This window comes from Pseudomonas sp. Pseusp10, assembly GCF_059492225.1.
This window is the reverse complement of the sequence record NZ_CP168528.1, coordinates 6,274,229-6,291,921: the sequence shown is the minus strand read 5'-3', so window position 1 is coordinate 6,291,921 and position 17,693 is coordinate 6,274,229. Positions and strand designations below refer to the sequence as shown.

15 protein-coding genes are annotated in these 17,693 nt (G+C 62.7%); 6 read left to right on the top strand and 9 right to left on the bottom strand.

Annotated elements, in window-relative coordinates:
* Positions 1 to 185 precede the first annotated feature (185 nt).
* Positions 186 to 2,315, top strand: coding sequence for a mechanosensitive ion channel family protein (locus ACEN8Z_RS28625; protein WP_495596382.1), 2,130 nt, complete (start codon positions 186 to 188; stop codon positions 2,313 to 2,315).
* A 119-nt stretch (positions 2,316 to 2,434) separates the two neighbouring features.
* On the opposite strand, the gene ACEN8Z_RS28620 is transcribed toward ACEN8Z_RS28625, so the two are convergent.
* Positions 2,435 to 6,751, bottom strand: a complete 4,317-nt coding sequence (locus tag ACEN8Z_RS28620) for a DNA glycosylase AlkZ-like family protein (RefSeq protein ID WP_495596381.1) — start codon at positions 6,749 to 6,751, stop codon at positions 2,435 to 2,437.
* A gap of 305 nt (positions 6,752 to 7,056) precedes the next feature.
* Here ACEN8Z_RS28620 and ACEN8Z_RS28615 point away from each other — a divergent pair, with 305 nt between their 5' ends.
* Complete coding sequence (locus ACEN8Z_RS28615; RefSeq protein ID WP_007999165.1) at positions 7,057 to 7,941, top strand: sugar nucleotide-binding protein; 885 nt, start codon at positions 7,057 to 7,059, stop codon at positions 7,939 to 7,941.
* Positions 7,934 to 8,863, top strand: coding sequence for an NAD-dependent epimerase/dehydratase family protein (locus tag ACEN8Z_RS28610; RefSeq protein ID WP_495596380.1), 930 nt, complete (start codon positions 7,934 to 7,936; stop codon positions 8,861 to 8,863). The genes ACEN8Z_RS28615 and ACEN8Z_RS28610 overlap by 8 nt, the downstream gene beginning before the upstream one ends.
* Before the next feature lie 146 nt (positions 8,864 to 9,009).
* Here ACEN8Z_RS28610 and ACEN8Z_RS28605 read toward each other — a convergent pair whose 3' ends face one another.
* The 5 genes from ACEN8Z_RS28605 to ACEN8Z_RS28585 all read right to left on the bottom strand — a co-directional run bounded on the left by ACEN8Z_RS28605 (position 9,010) and on the right by ACEN8Z_RS28585 (position 13,183).
* A complete protein-coding gene (locus ACEN8Z_RS28605; protein WP_495596379.1) occupies positions 9,010 to 9,708 on the bottom strand; it encodes an OmpW/AlkL family protein in 699 nt (232 codons plus the stop codon).
* A 248-nt stretch (positions 9,709 to 9,956) separates the two neighbouring features.
* Positions 9,957 to 10,475 (bottom strand): DUF3299 domain-containing protein, encoded by a 519-nt coding sequence (locus ACEN8Z_RS28600; RefSeq protein ID WP_495596378.1) that lies wholly within the window; start codon positions 10,473 to 10,475, stop codon positions 9,957 to 9,959.
* Between the two features lie 11 nt (positions 10,476 to 10,486).
* Positions 10,487 to 11,752, bottom strand: coding sequence for an ABC transporter permease (locus tag ACEN8Z_RS28595; RefSeq protein ID WP_495596377.1), 1,266 nt, complete (start codon positions 11,750 to 11,752; stop codon positions 10,487 to 10,489).
* A gap of 1 nt (position 11,753) precedes the next feature.
* The gene (locus tag ACEN8Z_RS28590; RefSeq protein WP_495596376.1) at positions 11,754 to 12,464 is read right to left on the bottom strand and encodes an ABC transporter ATP-binding protein; all 711 of its coding nucleotides are present in this window, start codon (positions 12,462 to 12,464) and stop codon (positions 11,754 to 11,756) included.
* Between the two features lie 128 nt (positions 12,465 to 12,592).
* Positions 12,593 to 13,183, bottom strand: coding sequence for a DUF2796 domain-containing protein (locus ACEN8Z_RS28585; protein ID WP_495596375.1), 591 nt, complete (start codon positions 13,181 to 13,183; stop codon positions 12,593 to 12,595).
* A gap of 135 nt (positions 13,184 to 13,318) precedes the next feature.
* Between ACEN8Z_RS28585 and ACEN8Z_RS28580 the strand changes: the two genes are divergently transcribed.
* Positions 13,319 to 13,660 carry a hypothetical protein gene (locus tag ACEN8Z_RS28580; RefSeq protein ID WP_495596374.1) on the top strand — a complete coding sequence of 114 codons (342 nt, stop codon included), beginning with the start codon at positions 13,319 to 13,321 and terminating at the stop codon, positions 13,658 to 13,660.
* Positions 13,661 to 13,778: 118 nt separating this feature from the next.
* Here the strand turns inward: ACEN8Z_RS28580 and trxA are convergent, their stop codons facing one another.
* From trxA to ACEN8Z_RS28565, 3 genes are all read right to left on the bottom strand, one after another.
* A complete protein-coding gene (gene trxA, locus ACEN8Z_RS28575; protein WP_495596373.1) occupies positions 13,779 to 14,651 on the bottom strand; it encodes a thioredoxin in 873 nt (290 codons plus the stop codon).
* Between the two features lie 177 nt (positions 14,652 to 14,828).
* Positions 14,829 to 15,482, bottom strand: a complete 654-nt coding sequence (locus ACEN8Z_RS28570; protein WP_495596372.1) for a class I SAM-dependent methyltransferase — start codon at positions 15,480 to 15,482, stop codon at positions 14,829 to 14,831.
* Positions 15,479 to 15,943 carry a hypothetical protein gene (locus ACEN8Z_RS28565; protein ID WP_495596371.1) on the bottom strand — a complete coding sequence of 155 codons (465 nt, stop codon included), beginning with the start codon at positions 15,941 to 15,943 and terminating at the stop codon, positions 15,479 to 15,481. The genes ACEN8Z_RS28570 and ACEN8Z_RS28565 overlap by 4 nt, the downstream gene beginning before the upstream one ends.
* A 127-nt stretch (positions 15,944 to 16,070) precedes the next feature.
* On the opposite strand from ACEN8Z_RS28565, the gene nrdR reads away from it, so the two are divergent.
* Positions 16,071 to 16,535: a transcriptional regulator NrdR gene (gene nrdR, locus ACEN8Z_RS28560; protein WP_003228656.1), complete on the top strand. Its 465-nt coding sequence runs from the start codon at positions 16,071 to 16,073 to the stop codon at positions 16,533 to 16,535.
* Positions 16,532 to 17,665 carry a bifunctional diaminohydroxyphosphoribosylaminopyrimidine deaminase/5-amino-6-(5-phosphoribosylamino)uracil reductase RibD gene (ribD, locus tag ACEN8Z_RS28555; RefSeq protein WP_495596370.1) on the top strand — a complete coding sequence of 378 codons (1,134 nt, stop codon included), beginning with the start codon at positions 16,532 to 16,534 and terminating at the stop codon, positions 17,663 to 17,665. Before nrdR ends, ribD begins: the two co-directional genes overlap by 4 nt.
* Positions 17,666 to 17,693: the final 28 nt, after the last annotated feature.

Genomic DNA, 17,693 nt, shown 5'->3' with positions numbered 1-17,693 from the left:
GTGTCGGGGTTTGGCTCGTACGGAAAAATACAGGGATGGACATTTGATATTTGCGTACAGATCAAATATCGCGAAGGCGGGTGCATACTTGTGGCATCGCCATCCGGCTATCCGCTGGCAATGCCCGAACTTGCCCGGCATTTCTCGATCAGTTCCTTACAGACACAGCCAAAGGAGCGGGTGCTTTGATCAGGCTCAAGAGCGCGATACTGCTGGGGGCGTTACTGCTTCTGGGCAGCGAGGAACTGGAAGCCGCCGCGATACCGGGGCTGCCGGCCGCTGCGACCGCCGCGACACCGCTGGCCCACCCCGAGCCGTTGGTACAGGGCGGTTTGCTCGGTGCCATCAGTTCAAGCATCGACGAGGCCCAGAGCAAACTCGATCTCAACGAAAACCTGGTCGACGCCTGGCGCCTGCGTGCCGATCGCGCAGCCGAAGAAGTGGAGCAACTGGTCAATCAGCCATCGGCCCGTTCGCCCTGGAGCGTCGCCGGGGATTTCCTGCTGCTGACCTGCGTGTGGGCGGCCGTGTTTGCCGGGCTTTGGCTGCTTGGGCGGCTGACCGCCAGACGCCTGTGCGAGCAGCGTTTACTGCTCAGTCGCGAACGGGGCCAGGCATTGCTCGGTTACGTGCTGCCCTACGCCCTTCCGGCAGTGATCAGTCTGCCGTTGACGATTTATGCCAGCCAGTTTTTGCCGATATCGGCGGGCCGGGCGCTGGCGCTGTGTTTGGCCTATGCCACAAGCGCGGGGATCTTTGCCGCGTCATTGGTGATGTCGCTGATGGTGGTATTCAATGCCGGCCACAAGCGCCGCGCGGTGCAGATCATCCGTGAGAACAGTCCCTGGCCGTTGTTCGGTATCGGCTTTCTGGTGGCCTTGAGCGATGCTCTGACCAGCCCGCAGATCGCCCATCAGTTGGGCAACAATCTCACCAGCAGCATCGCCGTGTTTACCGGGTTGGCCGCGTCGATTTCCTTCGGCTTGCTGGTGATCCGCATGCGTCGCCCGGTAGCCCATGTGATCCGCATCCTGCCGCTGGCCCAGCGCCTCAGTCAGCCGGCGTTGCGTGAAACCCTGCGGATATTTTCCGGGCTCTGGTACTGGCCGATTCTGTTGATGGTACTGGTTTCGATCATCAACCTGATCGGCGCCGGGGCGGACAACCAGAGAGTGCTGCGCAGCGCCTTGTTCACCACCGTGCTGCTGATTGCCACGGTGTTTCTCAGCACCACGCTGCATCATCTGTTCAAGGCGCGCAGCGAGTCGGACCTGCGCCGCAGCAGCGCCTACAAGGAGCGCTTCCTCAATCTTTCCCACGCCTTGCTGCGCATCGGCATGGCCGTCGTCTTCATCGATATCCTCGGCCGTGTTTGGGGCGTATCGCTGTTCGAGTTTGCAGTGAGCAATGCCGTGGGCCGGGCGATCAGTGATTCTCTGAGCCACATCGGCCTGATCCTGCTGGTGACCTGGATGGTCTGGGTGGTGCTCGACACGGCGATTCAGGAGGCCCTGAAACCGCCGACCAACAAACGCTCGGCGCGCCAGCCCAGTACGCGGGTGAAAACCATCCTGCCACTGCTGCGCAACGCGATCAAAATCATCCTGGTGGTGATTTGCGCGATCACCACCATGGCCAACCTGGGGATCAACGTCGCACCATTCCTGGCCGGTGCCGGGGTCATCGGCCTGGCAATCGGTTTCGGTTCCCAGCAACTGGTGCAGGACGTGATCACCGGGCTGTTCATCATCATCGAAGACACCCTGTCCATCGGTGACTGGGTGGTGCTCGATTCCGGTCACGCCGGCACGGTCGAAGGCCTGACCATCCGCACCTTGCGCCTGCGTGATGGCAAGGGCTTCGTGCACTCGGTGCCGTTCGGCCAGATCAAGGCCGTGACCAACCAATCGCGGCAATTCGCCTATGCGTTTTTCTCGGTGCAATTCACCTACGACACCGATGTCGACAAGGCCATCGAACTGATCCGCGAGGCCGGGCATTCCATCAGCGGCGACCCGTTCCTGCGCTACAACCTTCAAGGGCCGCTGGATGTGTTTGGCGTCGACAAAATGGACCTCAACGGCGTGGTGTTGACCGCGCAATTCCGTACGGTGTCCGGTGGCCAATATGCGGTGAGCCGGGCCTTCAACCAGCGTTTGAAAAAGCTTGTGGATAACTGCCCGTGGGTGCATTTCGCGCAAACTTATCCACAACAGGCGCTGGTGCCGCGGCATCCGGTCGAGCCACCGCTGGAGGCTGGAGCTGAGCCGGAGCATGCGGCGGTGCTGATGCCGGATCGGCCGCGGTCTCAATAGTTTTTTGTCGACAGTACTGGCCCCTTCGCGGGCAAGCCCGCTCCCACAGGGGGATTTGCGAACGACACAAATCAACCGTGGGAGCGAGCTTGCTCGCGATGGGGCCGGTCCAGACGACATTAATGCCGGATCAGCTTGCTGCGCACTTCGGCACTAGCCTGCTGATCCAGCTCCAACCAAAAAAGCGGCTTGCCGGCAATCTCGGCAGCGACCGGCAACCCGTCGCGATACACCAGCCGATTGCTGACCAGCGCCGGGACTTTCACGCCGGGCAGTAGCGTGCCGGCGAGGTTCAGCGGATCCACCCCGCACACTGCGACCAAACTCCCGTCATGGGGCCGACGTCGCACCTCCCGCAGCAATGGAATCGCCTCGGGCAGGGCGAATTGCTCGCCCGCCAGGCCACTGACAAACCGCCCTCCGCGAATTTCGCCGCGTGCCTCCAGGCGATGGAAAGTACGCAGCAGTTCGCGCCAGCTGGGTAACCAGTCCGCCTCACGCTCCAGCAAGCGCCAGAACACCACGCCGTAGCGCCGCAGCAAGGTCATGGCGATGTGTTCAAGGGTTTCGGCAGGCGTCGGAGCGGGGCGCTGGTTTTGCAACGCCGGCGCGGCAGACGTGCGGCGCAGCAAGGCCCAGCGCCCGGCGTCGTCCATGCCACCGATAAATGCCCCGCGTCCGCGCCGACTGTTGCGAGGCTGGCGCTTGCTGGCCGGGGTGATCAGTGCGCGCAATCCGGCGAAGCTGTCGGCATTCACCAGCCCTGCGCCCACCAGTTCCTGCAGGGCGATTTCCAGCTCCGAACGCAGCAAGTGGGCCTCATGGATCAGCTCATCGAAAAACAGTGCGCCGTGCTGGCTGAGGGCGGCGTGGACCTTTTGCGTTTTCGGCGACAGTTCGCTGACTGGCGTCTGTTCGGTCAAGCTGCTCCAGAGTCCGACCCGGTTGCGCGGCAGCAACACAATCGGCGTACTGCGCAGCGCGGTGCTGGCGCTTTTGTTATGCGCGGTCAGGCGCGTCCACACCAGTCTGCCGCTGCGGCACAACTCATCCAGCCAGGTCGCCGAGTAGTCCTTGATTCGCGTCGGCAGGATGTCGCTGTCCCAGGCTGAAGCGGCGGCGGGGTAGCCTTCGAATTGCGCAGTAACGGCTGGCAATACTGCCGCGCCCTGGCCCTGGCTTGCGGTCGACACATGCTGCCAGTCAAACAGGAATCGCATGAAATCCTGCAACGCCACCGGTTCGATTTCCCGACGCAGGCGCTTGACCGTGTAGCGGTGAATCCGCGCCAGCAAATGCCGCTCGCACCATTCTTCCCCGGCGGTGCCCGGGGTGAAGCGGCCGCGCAACACGTAGCCTTCGCGTTCCAGTTGCGCCAGGGCCTGGTCCACTTGTGCAGCGGGCAAACCGAGTGGTTCGGCAATGCGATCGAGCGCAAGTGGCCCGAAGGCGCTGAGTCGTGCGCGGATCAGTTCAAGTACGGCTTCGTCGGGGTCCCAGACTTCATCGAAGTTCGGCAGCGCTTGCAGGGGGGGTGTCAATTCGGCTTGTGGATAGATCGCCCGCAGGCAAGTCAGGCGCTCCAGCGCCAGCCACAACGATTGCCCTGCGTTGATCTGCAAACGGCTCGCGCGTCCGGTGTCGGCCAGGGCATTGAGCCAGTCGAGCCACTGCAGGTTGGCGCGAGCCTCGGCATCGGTGATGCACGCCAGGCTCATCAACGCTTCGTGCATTTCATCGACACCGGAGGGTGCTGGCCAGGCTTCGTCGAGCACGGCGGCAATCGCCTCGGCGTCCAGCGCACCGAGATCATCGGTGGATTGCGGGTCGCTCCAGCGGCGATTGAGCACCGCTTGGGTGCGGCGCTCCTCCAGCGGTGCATCGTCGAGGAAGGTGTAGGGGCGGGCGCTGAGAATCTCCGCCGCCAGCGGCGAAGGCGCCGGCAAGTCGCGGCTGATCAGGCGAATGTCGCCGCGTTCCATGCGCCGCAACAAGGCCAGCCAGCCCTCAGTGTCCATGGCCTCGTGCAGGCAATCGTCGAGGGTTTGCTCCACCAGTGGATGGTCGGGAATCTCCCGTTCGCCGGCGAGGTTTTCCACGCAGGCGATCTGATCGGGAAACACGCTGGCGATCAGGTCTTCACTTTTCATCCGCTGGATCTGTGGCGGCACTTTGCGCCCGCCGCTGTAGCGTGGCAGGGCCAGGGCCACGCCGGCATTCCAGCGCCAGCGTACGCCGAACAGCGGCGCGTCGAGCACGGCTTGAGTCAGGATGTGCTCGGCGCTGTTGCTGTGCAGATAGCGCCAGACATCGTCCAGTTCAAAACTGTGGCTGGTGGACAGCGACAGCACAATGGCGTCTTCGCTGGCGGCGGCCTGCAATTCGAAATTGAAGGTGCGACAGAAACGCTTGCGCAGGGCCAGGCCCCAGGCGCGGTTGATGCGGCTGCCGAACGGAGTGTGAATGACCAGTTGCGTGCCGCCTGACTCGTCGAAAAAACGCTCCATCAACAACGTGTCTTGCGATGGCAGGGCACCCAGTGTCTGCCGTGCGCGGGCCAGGTAGTCCACCAATTGTTCGGCGCTGGCGAGGTTCAAACCCAGGGTCTCGGTCAGCCAGTCGAGCGCTGGCTGCACGTTGCCTGGCGCAGTCCTCAGCAGGTCGTCGAGTTGTGCCTGCAAGCGCGCCACCGCCGAGGACAATTCGGCACTGCGCCCCGGCGCTTCACCGAGCCAGAAGGGGATGGTCGGCGGCTGGCCCTGGGCATCCTCGACCCGAACCTTGCCGGTTTCCACCCGCAGGATTCGATAGGACGTATTGCCCAGTTGGAAGACATCCCCGGCAATGCTTTCCACCGCGAAGTCTTCATTGATGGTGCCGATATTCAGCCCTTGAGGCTCCAGCAGCACGCTGTAGTCGGCGTTGTCCGGAATGGTTCCGCCACTGGTCACTGCGGTCAGTTTCGCGCCACGGCGACCGCGCAAGGTGCGGCTCACGGCGTCGCGGTGCAGGTAGGCGCTACGGATGCCCTGACGCCCGTTGTAGCCCTCGGCGAGCATCTGCAGCAGCGCCTGGTAGTGTTTGTCGTCGAGCCCGGCGTAGGGCGAGGCTCGGCGCAGCATCTCCAGCAGTGCTTGCTCCGGCCACTCCTGGCAACTGACCTCGGCGATGATCTGCTGCGCCAGCACGTCCAGCGGCGCTTGCGGGATCAACAAAGTATCGAGTTCACCCCGGCGCACGGAGTCGAGCAGCGCGGCGCATTCGATCAAGTCGTCGCGGGTGGTGGCGAATAAACGCCCCTTGGGCGTGCCGCCGACCTGGTGCCCGGAGCGGCCGACCCGTTGCAGAAAACCGGCAATCGAGCGCGGCGAGGCGATCTGGCACACCAGGTCGACGTCGCCGATGTCGATCCCCAGTTCCAGCGACGCCGTGGCGATCAGCACTTGCAGGTCGCCGCGCTTGAGTCGCTGCTCGGCGTCCAGGCGAAACTCCTTGGCCAGGCTGCCGTGGTGGGCCGCCACGGCGTCCTTGCCCAGGCGTTCGCTCAGGTGCCGGCTCAGGCGTTCGGCCAAACGCCGGGTGTTAACGAAAATCAGCGTGGTCCGGTGCTCGCGGGCGAGGGCGGCGAGGCGGTCGTAGACCAGTTCCCAGACATCGTTGGCCATCACGGCCGATAGCGGCACGGGCGGCACTTCGATGTCCAGGTCGCGGGGGCGGGCATGGCCGATGTCGACGATCTCGCACGGACGGTCGCGACCGACCAGGAAGCGCGACACCGCTTCGATGGGCTTTTGCGTGGCCGACAGGCCGATGCGCAGCAGCGGCTCCGGGCAGAGTGCTTGCAGGCGTTCGAGGCTCAGGGCCAGATGGCTGCCGCGTTTGCTGGCGGCCATAGCATGGATCTCGTCGATGATTACCGTTTGTGTGGTGCCGAGCATCTGTCGGCCGGAATCAGAGCCGAGCAGCACGTATAGGGATTCCGGGGTGGTCACCAGGATGTGCGGCGCCATCTTGCGCATCGCCGAACGGTCTTTTTGTGGCGTGTCACCGGTGCGTACTGCGGTGGTGATCTGCAATTCGGGCAGGCCCATCACGCGCAATTGCCTGGTAATGCCAGCCAGCGGGTTTTGCAGGTTGATCTGGATGTCGTTGGACAGGGCTTTGAGTGGCGAGACGTAGACCACCAGGGTGGCGTCGGGCAGGCCTTCGGCGGATTCCAGGCCGCGGTGCACCAGGTCGTCGATGACGGCGAGAAAGGCGGTGAGGGTCTTGCCGGAACCGGTGGGCGCGGCGACCAAAGTCGAGCGGCGCTGGCGGATCAACGGCCACGCCCGGGCCTGGGCGGCGGTGAGCGCCGGGAATGTGTGGCTGAACCAGGCGCTGACGGCAGGGTGAAAGCCGCTCAGGGCACTGTCTGCGGGGATGGGCAGGTTCATGCAGCAAGTTATGCGGGTGGGTGGCCGAAGATGCAAGTACCGCTCGGGATCTCTATCGATGCTGATGACCTCATCGCGAGCAGGCTCGCTCCTACAATGGATTTGTGTACGCCGAACCCTGTAGGAGCGAGCCTGCTCGCGATGAGGCCAGCGGCAGCACCACAAATCCCGGACATCTACACTTTACGGATGACGGTTGCGCACTAAACCCGCAAAATGCAACGATTCCGGCAATTACCAACGACACCGCCTGGGCGCGGTGTCGATAAAGCCATTGTTCCAATCAGACTGGGCCTGCTGACTCTATGCGAATGCGCCTTATGTTACTGGGCGGCGGAAATGCCCTTGGGCAGGCGCTGATTCGCCTCGGTGCGGAGGAAGACATCGGTTTCCTCGCCCCCCGCCCGCCCGAAAACGGCTGGGATGCCGCGAGCCTGACACAACTGCTCGACGACACCCGTCCCGATGCGTTGATCAACCTTGCCTACTACTTCGACTGGTTCCAGGCCGAAGCGGTCAGCGAACAGCGCCTGGCCGGGCAAGAGCGCGCGATCGAGCGTCTGGCGGAACTGTGCCAGCACCACAATATCGTTCTGCTGCAACCTTCGAGCTATCGAGTATTCGATGGCTCCCGCGCCACCGCCTACAGCGAAAAAGACGAACCGGTGCCCTTGGGCCTGCGGGGCCAAGCCTTGTGGCGGATCGAGCAAAGCGTTCGCGCCACCTGCCCGCAACACGTGCTGCTGCGTTTCGGCTGGTTGCTGGATGACAGCCCGGACGGCACCCTTGGGCGCTTCCTCGCCCGCGCCGAACAACCCGAAGAACTGCTGATGGCCGATGACCGGCGCGGCAATCCGACGCCGGTCGACGATGCCGCCCGCGTGATCATTTCAGTGCTCAAGCAACTCGATTGCGCCGCGCCGCTGTGGGGCACCTACCACTATGCCGGGCATGAGGCGACCACGCCGCTGGCGCTGGGGCAGGCGATTCTGACCGAAGCCCGCAGCCTGCATCCGCTGGCCATCGAAGCCCCGACCGCTCAGGCCCACGCCGCGCGTCCGGATGCTGCAGAAGAACCGCAACACGCGGTATTGGCCTGCAAAAAAATTCTGCACACCTTCGGGATCAAGCCGCGCGCCTGGCGTGCGGCGCTTCCCGCTCTACTGGACAGGTTCTATCGCCATGGCTGACCGTCCCGTTTTGATCACCGGCGGTGCCGGTTTCATTGGTTCGCACCTGACTGACGCCCTGCTCGCCAAGGGCCATGCGGTGCGGATTCTCGATGACCTGTCCACCGGCAAGCGCAGCAATCTGCCGCTGGATAATCCCAGGGTCGAACTGATCGTCGGCGACGTGGCCGATGCTGCTGTGGTCGCCCAGGCGATGGCCGGTTGCAGTGCCGTGGCGCACCTGGCCGCCGTGGCTTCGGTGCAGGCCTCGGTGGACGATCCGGTGCGCACGCATCAGAGCAACTTCATCGGCACACTGAACGTCTGCGAAGCCATGCGCCAGGCCGGTGTCAAACGCGTGCTGTTTGCTTCCAGCGCGGCGGTATATGGCAACAATGGCGAAGGTGAGTCGATCGACGAAGACACACCCAAGGCACCGTTGACGCCTTATGCGGCGGACAAACTGGCCGGTGAACATTACTTCGATTTCTACCGCCGCCAGCATGGGCTGGAGCCGGTGATTTTCCGCTTCTTCAACATCTTCGGCCCGCGCCAGGATCCGTCCTCGCCGTACTCCGGGGTGATCAGCATTTTCAGCGAGCGCGCGCAAAAGGGCCTGCCGATCACGGTGTTCGGTGATGGCGAGCAGACCCGGGATTTTGTCTACGTCGAAGACCTGGTCGACTTGCTGGTACAGGCCATCGAAAAGCCCCGGGTCGAAGTCGGTGCGGTCAACGTGGGCTGGAACCAGGCGACGACCCTCAAGCAGATGCTCGAAGCGCTCGAAGCCGTGGTCGGCCAACTGCCGCCAGTGAGCTACGGCCCGGCGCGCTCCGGTGACATCCGTCATTCACGGGCGAACAACCGGCGTCTGCTGGAGCGCTTTCACACCTCCTCGCAAACACCGATGAGCGTGGGACTGGCGCGGTTGCTGGGACGATAGATCGCTTCCATGCGGGCATGAAAAAGGCGCCTTTTTACAGGCGCCTTTTTCACGGCCGGAATTTACTTGCAGCTTGTGTAATTTCTGTGGCGAGGGAGCAAGCTCCTCGCCACAACAGCCTCATTCACCACCACGTGAACGTTCTATCAGAACTTGTAGCCCAGGCCGACCATGTACACAAACGGATCGACGTCGACGTTGACCTTGGCGCGGGTGCCCGGTGCAATTGAGTTGTTTTCAACGGTGGCGCGGGTGTCGATGTCGATGTAGCGCACTTGGGCGTTGAGCAGGATGTTGTCGGTCAGCATGTAGTCGGCACCGACCTGCCAGGCCAGGCCCCAGGAATTCTTCGCCTTGAAGTTGCTGAAGCCGGCGGACTTGGCTTCGCTGCTGAGGTTTTCGTCGTAGATCCAGGTGTAGTTGATGCCACCGCCGACGTACGGCTGGAAAGCTGACTTCGAATCCAGCGGGTAGTAGACCACGCTCAGGGTTGGCGGCAGGTGTTTCAGGGAGCCGAGTTTGCCGTTGGCAGCCGGCAGGGCGGTGCCTTTGAGTTTCACGTCATGCTCGAACGGAGTGGCGGCGAGCAGTTCGATCCCCCAGTTGTTGGTGAGCATGTAGGCGAAGTTCAGGCCCAGCTGCGTGTCGCTGTCCATGGTCGCCTTGCCGCCCAGGTTGGTACCGGCCAGCGGACCCTGATCGACCTTCACGCTGGAGCTGTCGGCCTTTGGATTAACGGTGATGGCGCCCGCACGAAGGATGATGTCACCGGCCTCGTGGGCGTGGGCGAGCGGGGCTGCGAGCGCGAGGGCAACCAGCGTAGCGCTGAGCATGGACTTGTTCATGGGGGCTCCAGAGGACGTTAAAAATGTTCGATGTCCAATGGTAAGGTGCCTAACGAATCAGTCTTTTGATGCAGCTCAATGAATGTGGCAAGGGAGTGGTTTTTGTGGTGTTGCTGATGGCCTCATCGCGAGCAAGTCGGATCGCCGCACCGTCGCTCCCACAGGGGATTTGAGTCGAGACACAGATCAAGTGTGGGAGCGAGCTTGCTCGCGATGACTGACTTTCAAGCAACCCATGACTACCGGTTTCACTCCGGCAATTCATACAGATAAATCTTGTCCGCCTCCATCTGATACCCGGCATCCGCCAACTCGCTGGTGGATGCCTTGACCTGTAGCGCGCCTTCGATCCAGTAAGGCTGATACAACTCGTCGAGCTTCACGCCGACTTCGCTTTTGACGTGCACGATCTGGTTCGACGGCGGTGGCGGCACATGAATGCAGGCTCCGAAATACGGCACCAGCAGAAACTCCGTGGTGCGTCCTTCCTCGCTCACTTCCAGTGGCACGATGTAGCCCGGCAGGCGAATGTTCTGGCCATCGAGGGCCTTGACCACCGGTGCATTGGGCATTTCCTGCCTGGCGGCGGGTGCCGACTCGGCCGACAGCGCGTTGCTCATCTGCGACAGGTCGTGCAGCGGCGTCATGTTCGGTACTTCTTTCGGCGCATCCGGCGGAATCATCTCCGACCAGGTCAGGTCTTTTGGCTGGGCCGCCCACAGGGGCAGGGCAACCAGCATCAACAGCGCAATTACAGCGCGGGGCATTTTCAACGTCCTCATAAGCGGATCGACAGGCCATCGGCCAAGGATTGGCGATAGGCGCGCCAGGCCGGCACGCTGCCCATCAGCAGGGCGGCGATCAGGATGCCACCGAGCAGTGTCCATTCATACTCGCTGGGCCAGGACAGTGGCAGGTACAGGCCGTAATTGGCCTGCACATAACCCTGGGCCGCCGCGATGCACACATACAGCAACGCCACGCCAGCAATCACACCCGACAGCGCCAGGGCAAAGGCTTCCAGCACCAGCAACGTCGCGATGTGCCAGGGTCGTGCGCCCACCGAACGCAGGATCGCCATCTCCCGGCGTCGCTCGTTGAGGCTGGTGAGAATGGCCGTGAGCATGCCGATCAAACCAGTCAACACCACAAACAGCGAGACCACGAACAAGGCTTTTTCTGCCGTGCCCATCAAGCTCCATAGCTCTTGCAGCGCCACGCCCGGCAGGATCGCCAGCATCGGTTCGCCGCGGAATTCGTTGATTTCGCGCTGCAGGGCAAAGGTCGAAATCTTGTTGTTGAGGCCGAGCATGAACGCGGTGATCGCTTGCGGCGTCAGGTCCATGTTGCGCGCCTGATCGGCCGTGATGCGACCCTCGCCACGGGCCGGCACGCCGTTGTGCCAGTCGATGTGAATCGCTTCCATGCCGCCGAGGCTGATGTGCAGCGTGCGATCCACCGGGGTGCCAGTGCGCTTGAGAATGCCGACCACGGTGAACGGCTTGTCGTCGTGCTTGACCAGGCTGATCGCTGCCACGCCGTGGGCCAGCACCAGTTTGTCGCCGAGTTTGTAGTGCAGCGCATCGGCTACTTCGGCACCGAGCACCACTTCGAACGGGTCGGTGGCGAAGGCCCGGCCAACAGCCAGCTCCAGGTGTTGCTGGCGGCCGTATTGGTAATGCTCGAAGTAGGCTTCGGTGGTGCCCATCACCCGGTAGCCGCGATGGGAATCGCCGAGGGATATCGGGATCGCCCACTTCACTTTCGGGTTGTTGGCGAAGTGTTCGAAGCTGTCCCAACGAATGTTGTTGGTGGCGTTGCCGATGCGGAACACCGAGTACAGCAGCAGGTTCACCGAGCCTGAGCGGGCACCGACGATCAGGTCGGTGCCGCTGATGGTGCTGGCGAAACTGGCCTTGGCTTCGGTGCGCACGCGCTCCACCGCCAGTAGCAGGCACACCGACAGGGCGATGGCGAACGCAGTGAGGATCGCGGTGAACCGGCGGTTAGCCAGGCTGGCCATGGCTAGACGAAACAAATACATCTCAAACCTCGGACAGGATGGCGGCGCGATTGAGTTCGGCCAGCGACAGGTTGCGGTCGAACAGCGGCGCCAGGCTCTGGTCATGGCTGACGAACAACAGGCTCGACCCGGCTTCGCGGCACTCGGCGAACAGCAGGCGAATGAAGTTCTCGCGGGCGTCGTAATCGAGGGCCGAGGTCGGCTCGTCGGCGATCACCAGTTCCGGTTGACCGATCAGCGCGCGGGCAGCGGCGACCCGTTGTTGTTGGCCGATGGACAGCGAATCGGCGCGGCGACCGAGGATGTTTTCATCCTTCAGACCCAGGTGGGCGAGTAGCGTGGCGGCCGCTTTGTCGACGCTGCCGTGGCGTTGTTTTGCCCGTTCGGCGCGCAGTTTCGAGAAATGGCAGGGCAGTTCGACGTTCTCGCGCACCGACAGAAACGGCAGCAGGTTGAACTGCTGGAAAATGTAGCCGGTGTGATCGACGCGAAAGTGGTCGCGGGCGCCGGCCGACAGTTCGGTCAGCTCCTGGCCGAGCAGGCGGATGCTGCCGCGATCAGGCTTTTGCACGCCGCCGAGCAGGCCGAGCAGGGTGGTCTTGCCGCTGCCGCTGGGGCCTTTGAGGAACAGGGTTTCCCCGCGCTCCAGGCGAAACGCCGGGATGTCCAGCAGTGGCGGTTGACCGGGCCAACTGAAGCCCAGGTCGGACAGTTCGATGAGTGCTTGGGTCATGTGAAACCGGTCAGGTTGGTGGTGAACCCTTGTAGGAGCGAGCTTGCTCGCGATGGAGTGTCAGCTACGTCGATGTCGACTGACCACCTTCGCGAGCAAGCTCGCTCCTACAGGGATCTTCGGTGAGTTCAGAATTTCAGTGCAGCCGCCTTGGCCGTCACTTCAACGCCTTGCTGCCCGCTCGGGCCGATCAGTTGTACCTGAATTTTCCGGGTGGCCGGGAACGTGTTGAAAATGTTCGCCAGGTCCAGGGTCTTCAACGCGTCTGGCGTGGCGCAGGTGAACTGATAGCGAGCGTGGATTTCGCTGTGATCATGGTGATGTTCGTGGCCGTCTTCGTCCTTGGCGTCTTCATCGTGGTCATCGTCGGCATCGGGCTGGTCACCGAACAACGGGCTTTCCAGTTCCTGGTTTTCCACCACGCAACCGGCGGCTTTCGGCAGGTTGAACAAGGCCAGGGGTTGCTCAAGCCGGGTACGTGCGGCGACGACTTTGGCTTTGTCGGCATCGCTGGTGGCGACGTGTTCGAAACCCACCAGGTTCATGGCCGGACTTTCCAGCTCCAGCTCCAGGGTCTTGCCGTCCAACACGGCATTCAGGCGCCCCACGCCATGTTCGTGGGCACCCAGGCTGCCATGCTCATGATCGTGTTCGTCGGCAGCATGGGCGACAACCAGCGGCAACATGGCAAACGGCAGGGCGAGAAGCAGACGGCGCATGGCGAGTCTCCGAAAAGTAAAATGAAGAATTTGTTATGTAATCTTATAACGTAATCGAGCAGAGTTTGACTGTCTGCTTGGCGTTGCACAAGTCCCATGGGAGCATGCTGGGAAGAAATGTGCAGGAGCAGACCTATGTTGCGAATTCGCGGAAGCATCGGCGACTGGCCGGTGGATTTGACTCTGGAGATGGACGACGCAGACTGGGCGCGACTAGGGGCGCAGTTGCAGGTGGAAAAACCCGCAGTCAGCGCGCCGGCGGCGAAACCGCTGAATCAGGATGATGCGCTGTGGCAGATAGCCAGGGATTTGTTGCGCAAGGCAGGGCAACTCAGCGGGCCGGATCTGCTCGATCAACTAGAAGGCCTGACCGGCAGCGCGGCGGCGGGCAAACGCCTGCTGGTGCGTTTGCGCCATTGTGCGGATGTGAAGGTGGAAAGCGGCGGCGATACACCGTTGTACCGCTGGCTGTTGTAGGAGCGAGCTTGCTCCGGGCGGCGTTCCGACGAAGGGCGTCAGGGCACCGCGGTCATACAGGTAGCCCTCATTATCGTTGACGCCCATCGCGAGCAAGCTCGCTCCTACAAGGTGGCGATTAGTACAGCGCGGCAAACAATTTACGACGGTACGTGCTGACCAACGGATGATCATTGCCCAGCAACTCGAACACCTGCAGCAAGGTCTTGTGCGGCAAACCTTCGCTGTAGCTGCGGTTGCGGATGAACAGCTTGAGCAATGCGTCCAGCGCGGCGTCGTACTGCTGACGGGCCAGTTGCTGGATGGCCAGTTGATAAACCGCTTCATCGTCCTGGGGATTTTTCGCCAGCCGGGCCTTCAGGTCGGCGGCATCCGGCAAGTCCCTCGCCAAACCGAGAAACTTGATCTGCGCCTTGGCACCGGCCAGCGCAGCCTTGTGTTCGTCGCTCTTGACCGCATCCAGCACGGCTTGCGCTTCGCCCAGTTCACCGCGCTCGGTCAGGCAGCGGGCGTACAGGATCAGCGCCTTGGCGTTGGTGTTGTCTTCACCCAGCAGCACTTTGAGCAGGGCTTCGGCATCGGCAAAGCGGCTGTCGTCGAACAGCACCTGGGCCTGTTCGAACGGATCGGCAGCGGCCGGTGGCGGCATCTGCACATGGGGTTCGAGCAGGGCGCGGACGGCGGATTCAGGCTGGGCACCGGCAAAGCCGTCGACAGGCTGGCCGTCCTTGAACAGCACCACGGTCGGCAGGCTGCGGATGCCGAAGCGGGCGACGATGTCTTGCTCGATGTCACAGTTGACCTTGGCCAGCAGCAACTCACCCTGATAACTCTCGGCAATGCTCTGCAACATTGGCATCAGCACTTTGCAGGGCGCGCACCATTCGGCCCAGAAATCCACCAGCACCGGCTTGTGGAAAGAGTTCTCGATCACCGACTGGTCGAAATCGGCAGTCGTGGCGTCGAAGATGTACGGCGTTTCCTGACTCATGGGCAATCTCGTAGAAGCGTGAATGGGGCAACTATACGGCTTGGTGGGGGCGCGCCGGAAGCGGGGTGGCAGTTGGTCTTTGGTTGTCTGATAAACCGCCATCGCGAGCAAGCTCGCTCCCACACTGGATCTATGTCGTGCATAAATCCCCTGTGGGCTTGCTCGCGAAGCTCTTGGCTAGCGCTGCGCGTGGTACAGGCTCACATGCCGAAACTCGTGGGGCTCGGCCAGATCCGGCAGGGTCATGGCTTCAAGCATTTCGATGCGCCGATACAACGGATGGCGAAAATCCCGCACTCTTGAGTCCGCCACCAGCGCCTCACGGCCGCGACTGAGGAACTGGTCGAGCAGCGGCAGGTTCGCCCGGTCGTACAACACATCCGCCACCAGGATCAGATCGAAGCGATCGGCCTCGGCGAAAAAGTCCGTCGAGTAATTGAGCTGTACATCATTGAGTTCGGCATTCGCCCGGCACGCGGTAATCGCCAGCGGGTCGAGGTCGCAGGCCAGCACTTCCAACGCGCCGGCCTTGGCAGCGGCAATCCCCGCCACGCCGGAACCCGCGCCGAAATCCAGTACCCGCTTGCCTTCGACCCAATGTGGGTTTGCGGCCAGATAACGGGCCACGGCCAGGCCGCTTGCCCAGCAGAAACTCCAGTACGGTGGTTCATGCAGGATGCGCCGGGTTTCTTCCGGGCTGAAGGCGCGGTCCATGTTGTCGCCGTCGATCAGCCACAGCTGCAAGTCGGTTTCCGGCAACGGGCAGGCCACCAGTTGTGCATCGCCGAGCAATTCAGCCAGGGCCCGTTGCAGGTCGAGCGGTGCACTCATGGGGCTTTGACGAATTGCAGTTGGCCCAGGGCCTGGGTGGTCGGCTGGGTAATCAGCTGCGACGGCAGGTGCAGGATCAACTGGCCGGACTGACTGGCGCGGCCTCGCAGTTCAACACGGGCACCGACCGGGAAGGATTCCGGATTGAAGCGCAGGTGAAACGGCAGCACCTGGTTGTTGCCGATCAGGCTGGAACTGGCGAGTAATTGTTGCGGGCGGTCTTTTTCGTCGATCACCAGCAGCGCCAGCTCGACTTCAGCGCCGGCCGGCACACCTAGCAAGGTGCCGCTCAATTCGCGCTGATACGCGGGCAGCGGGCCAAGTTCGGCAGCCTCCCGGGCCTTCTTCTGTGCTTGCTGCGGCGCCGGGCCTGGCGTTGGCGGCTGAGGCTTGGGTGCATCGCTGCCGCAAGCCACCAGCAGGCTGAAAACACTGAGCAAAACGAGCGGGCGTAACGACATTGGTGGCTCCATAAAGCTGAATTCCATGGATCAAGTGATCATCCCGTCTGTATACCGCAAACCCTATGGCTTGTCTTGCCACCGGGATGCGCTACCATGGCCCTCCCTTTTTTTGTTGCCTGCCACCATGCACTGTCCCTTCTGCGGTGCCAACGACACCAAGGTCATCGACTCGCGTCTGGTCGCCGAGGGCGAACAGGTGCGCCGCCGGCGTGAATGCCTGGCCTGCGGCGAGCGTTTCACGACGTTCGAGACGGCTGAACTGGTGTTGCCGCGCCTGATCAAAACCGACGGCAGTCGCCAGCCGTTCGACGAAGAAAAACTCCGCGCCGGCATGCAGCGCGCGCTGGAAAAGCGCCCGGTGAGCGTCGAGCGCCTCGAATCGTCGCTGGTGCACATCAAACACAAACTGCGTGCCACCGGCGAACGCGAGGTCAAATCCCTCGTGGTCGGCGAGTTGGTGATGGCCGAGCTGCAGAAGCTCGATGAAGTCGCCTACATCCGCTTCGCTTCGGTGTATCGCCGCTTCCAGGACCTCAACGAGTTCCGCGAAGAGATCGATCGCCTGGCCCGTGAACCGGTGAAAGAATGACCACGCCTGCCGAACAAGCCATCCTCGACGCCCATTTCATGGCCCGTGCCCTGGAACTGGCGCACAAGGGACATTACACGACACACCCCAATCCGCGGGTCGGTTGCGTGATCGTGCAGGGCGGGCAGATTGTCGGCGAAGGCTGGCATGTTCGCGCCGGCGAGCCCCACGCCGAAGTCCACGCCCTGCGCGCCGCCGGTGAGCAGGCTCGTGGCGCTACCGCTTATGTGACGCTTGAACCTTGCAGCCACCACGGCCGTACGCCGCCCTGTGCCGATGCGCTGGTGAATGCCGGTGTGGCCCGCGTGGTCGCGGCGATGCAGGACCCGAACCCGGAAGTCGCCGGTCGCGGTCTGCAGCGTTTGGCCCAGGCGGGTATCGCCACCGAAAGCGGCGTGCTGGAAAGCGAGGCGCGCAAGCTCAACCAAGGCTTTCTGAAACGCATGGAACACGGCTTGCCGTTCGTGCGGGTCAAGTTGGCGATGAGCCTGGACGGGCGCACGGCTATGGAAAGCGGCGAAAGCCAGTGGATCACCGGCCCGGCCGCACGTTCGGCGGTGCAACGCCTGCGCGCCCAGGCCAGTGTGGTACTGACCGGCGCCGACACGGTGCTGGCGGACAACGCGCGGTTGACCGTACGCGCCGATGAGCTGGGTCTGGACGCCGAGCAAACTGCACTGGCCATGAGCCGTCCGCCGTTGCGTGTGCTGATCGACGGTCGCCTGCGGGTGCCGCTGGATGCACCGTTCTTCAAGGCCGGCCCGGCGCTGGTCGCTACCTGCGTGGCGGTGGAAGAGCAATATGCCAACGGTCCGGAATGCCTGATCGTGCCCGGCTACGACGGCCAGGTCGATTTGCGTCAGCTGCTGGTCGAATTGGCTGCTCGCGGGGTCAACGAAGTGCTGGTCGAGGCCGGTCCGCGTCTGGCGGGTGCCTTTGCCCAGTTGGGTTTGGTGGATGAGTTCCAGATTTTCATCGCCGGCAAGTTCCTGGGTTCCTCGGCGCGGCCGCTGCTGGACTGGCCGCTCGCGCAAATGAAGGATGCGCCGGAGCTGAAAATCACCGAAATTCGTGCCGTTGGCGATGACTGGCGAGTCATCGCCATTCCTTTGCCAGCAGCGAGCGTATAATTTCCGGCCATCGCGCAAGCTTTGGCTT

Excerpts from the sequence above, each read along its gene's own strand:
- ACEN8Z_RS28620 (WP_495596381.1), bottom strand. The coding sequence starts at position 6,751 with ATGAACCTGCCCATCCCCGCAGACAGTGCCCTGAGCGGCTTTCACCCT.
- ACEN8Z_RS28615 (WP_007999165.1), top strand. The coding sequence starts at position 7,057 with ATGCGAATGCGCCTTATGTTACTGGGCGGCGGAAATGCCCTTGGGCAG.
- ACEN8Z_RS28610 (WP_495596380.1), top strand. The coding sequence starts at position 7,934 with ATGGCTGACCGTCCCGTTTTGATCACCGGCGGTGCCGGTTTCATTGGT.
- ACEN8Z_RS28605 (WP_495596379.1), bottom strand. The coding sequence starts at position 9,708 with ATGAACAAGTCCATGCTCAGCGCTACGCTGGTTGCCCTCGCGCTCGCA.
- ACEN8Z_RS28600 (WP_495596378.1), bottom strand. The coding sequence starts at position 10,475 with ATGCCCCGCGCTGTAATTGCGCTGTTGATGCTGGTTGCCCTGCCCCTG.
- ACEN8Z_RS28595 (WP_495596377.1), bottom strand. The coding sequence starts at position 11,752 with ATGTATTTGTTTCGTCTAGCCATGGCCAGCCTGGCTAACCGCCGGTTC.
- ACEN8Z_RS28590 (WP_495596376.1), bottom strand. The coding sequence starts at position 12,464 with ATGACCCAAGCACTCATCGAACTGTCCGACCTGGGCTTCAGTTGGCCC.
- ACEN8Z_RS28585 (WP_495596375.1), bottom strand. The coding sequence starts at position 13,183 with ATGCGCCGTCTGCTTCTCGCCCTGCCGTTTGCCATGTTGCCGCTGGTT.
- ACEN8Z_RS28580 (WP_495596374.1), top strand. The coding sequence starts at position 13,319 with ATGTTGCGAATTCGCGGAAGCATCGGCGACTGGCCGGTGGATTTGACT.
- trxA (WP_495596373.1), bottom strand. The coding sequence starts at position 14,651 with ATGAGTCAGGAAACGCCGTACATCTTCGACGCCACGACTGCCGATTTC.
- ACEN8Z_RS28570 (WP_495596372.1), bottom strand. The coding sequence starts at position 15,482 with ATGAGTGCACCGCTCGACCTGCAACGGGCCCTGGCTGAATTGCTCGGC.
- ACEN8Z_RS28565 (WP_495596371.1), bottom strand. The coding sequence starts at position 15,943 with ATGTCGTTACGCCCGCTCGTTTTGCTCAGTGTTTTCAGCCTGCTGGTG.
- nrdR (WP_003228656.1), top strand. The coding sequence starts at position 16,071 with ATGCACTGTCCCTTCTGCGGTGCCAACGACACCAAGGTCATCGACTCG.
- ribD (WP_495596370.1), top strand. The coding sequence starts at position 16,532 with ATGACCACGCCTGCCGAACAAGCCATCCTCGACGCCCATTTCATGGCC.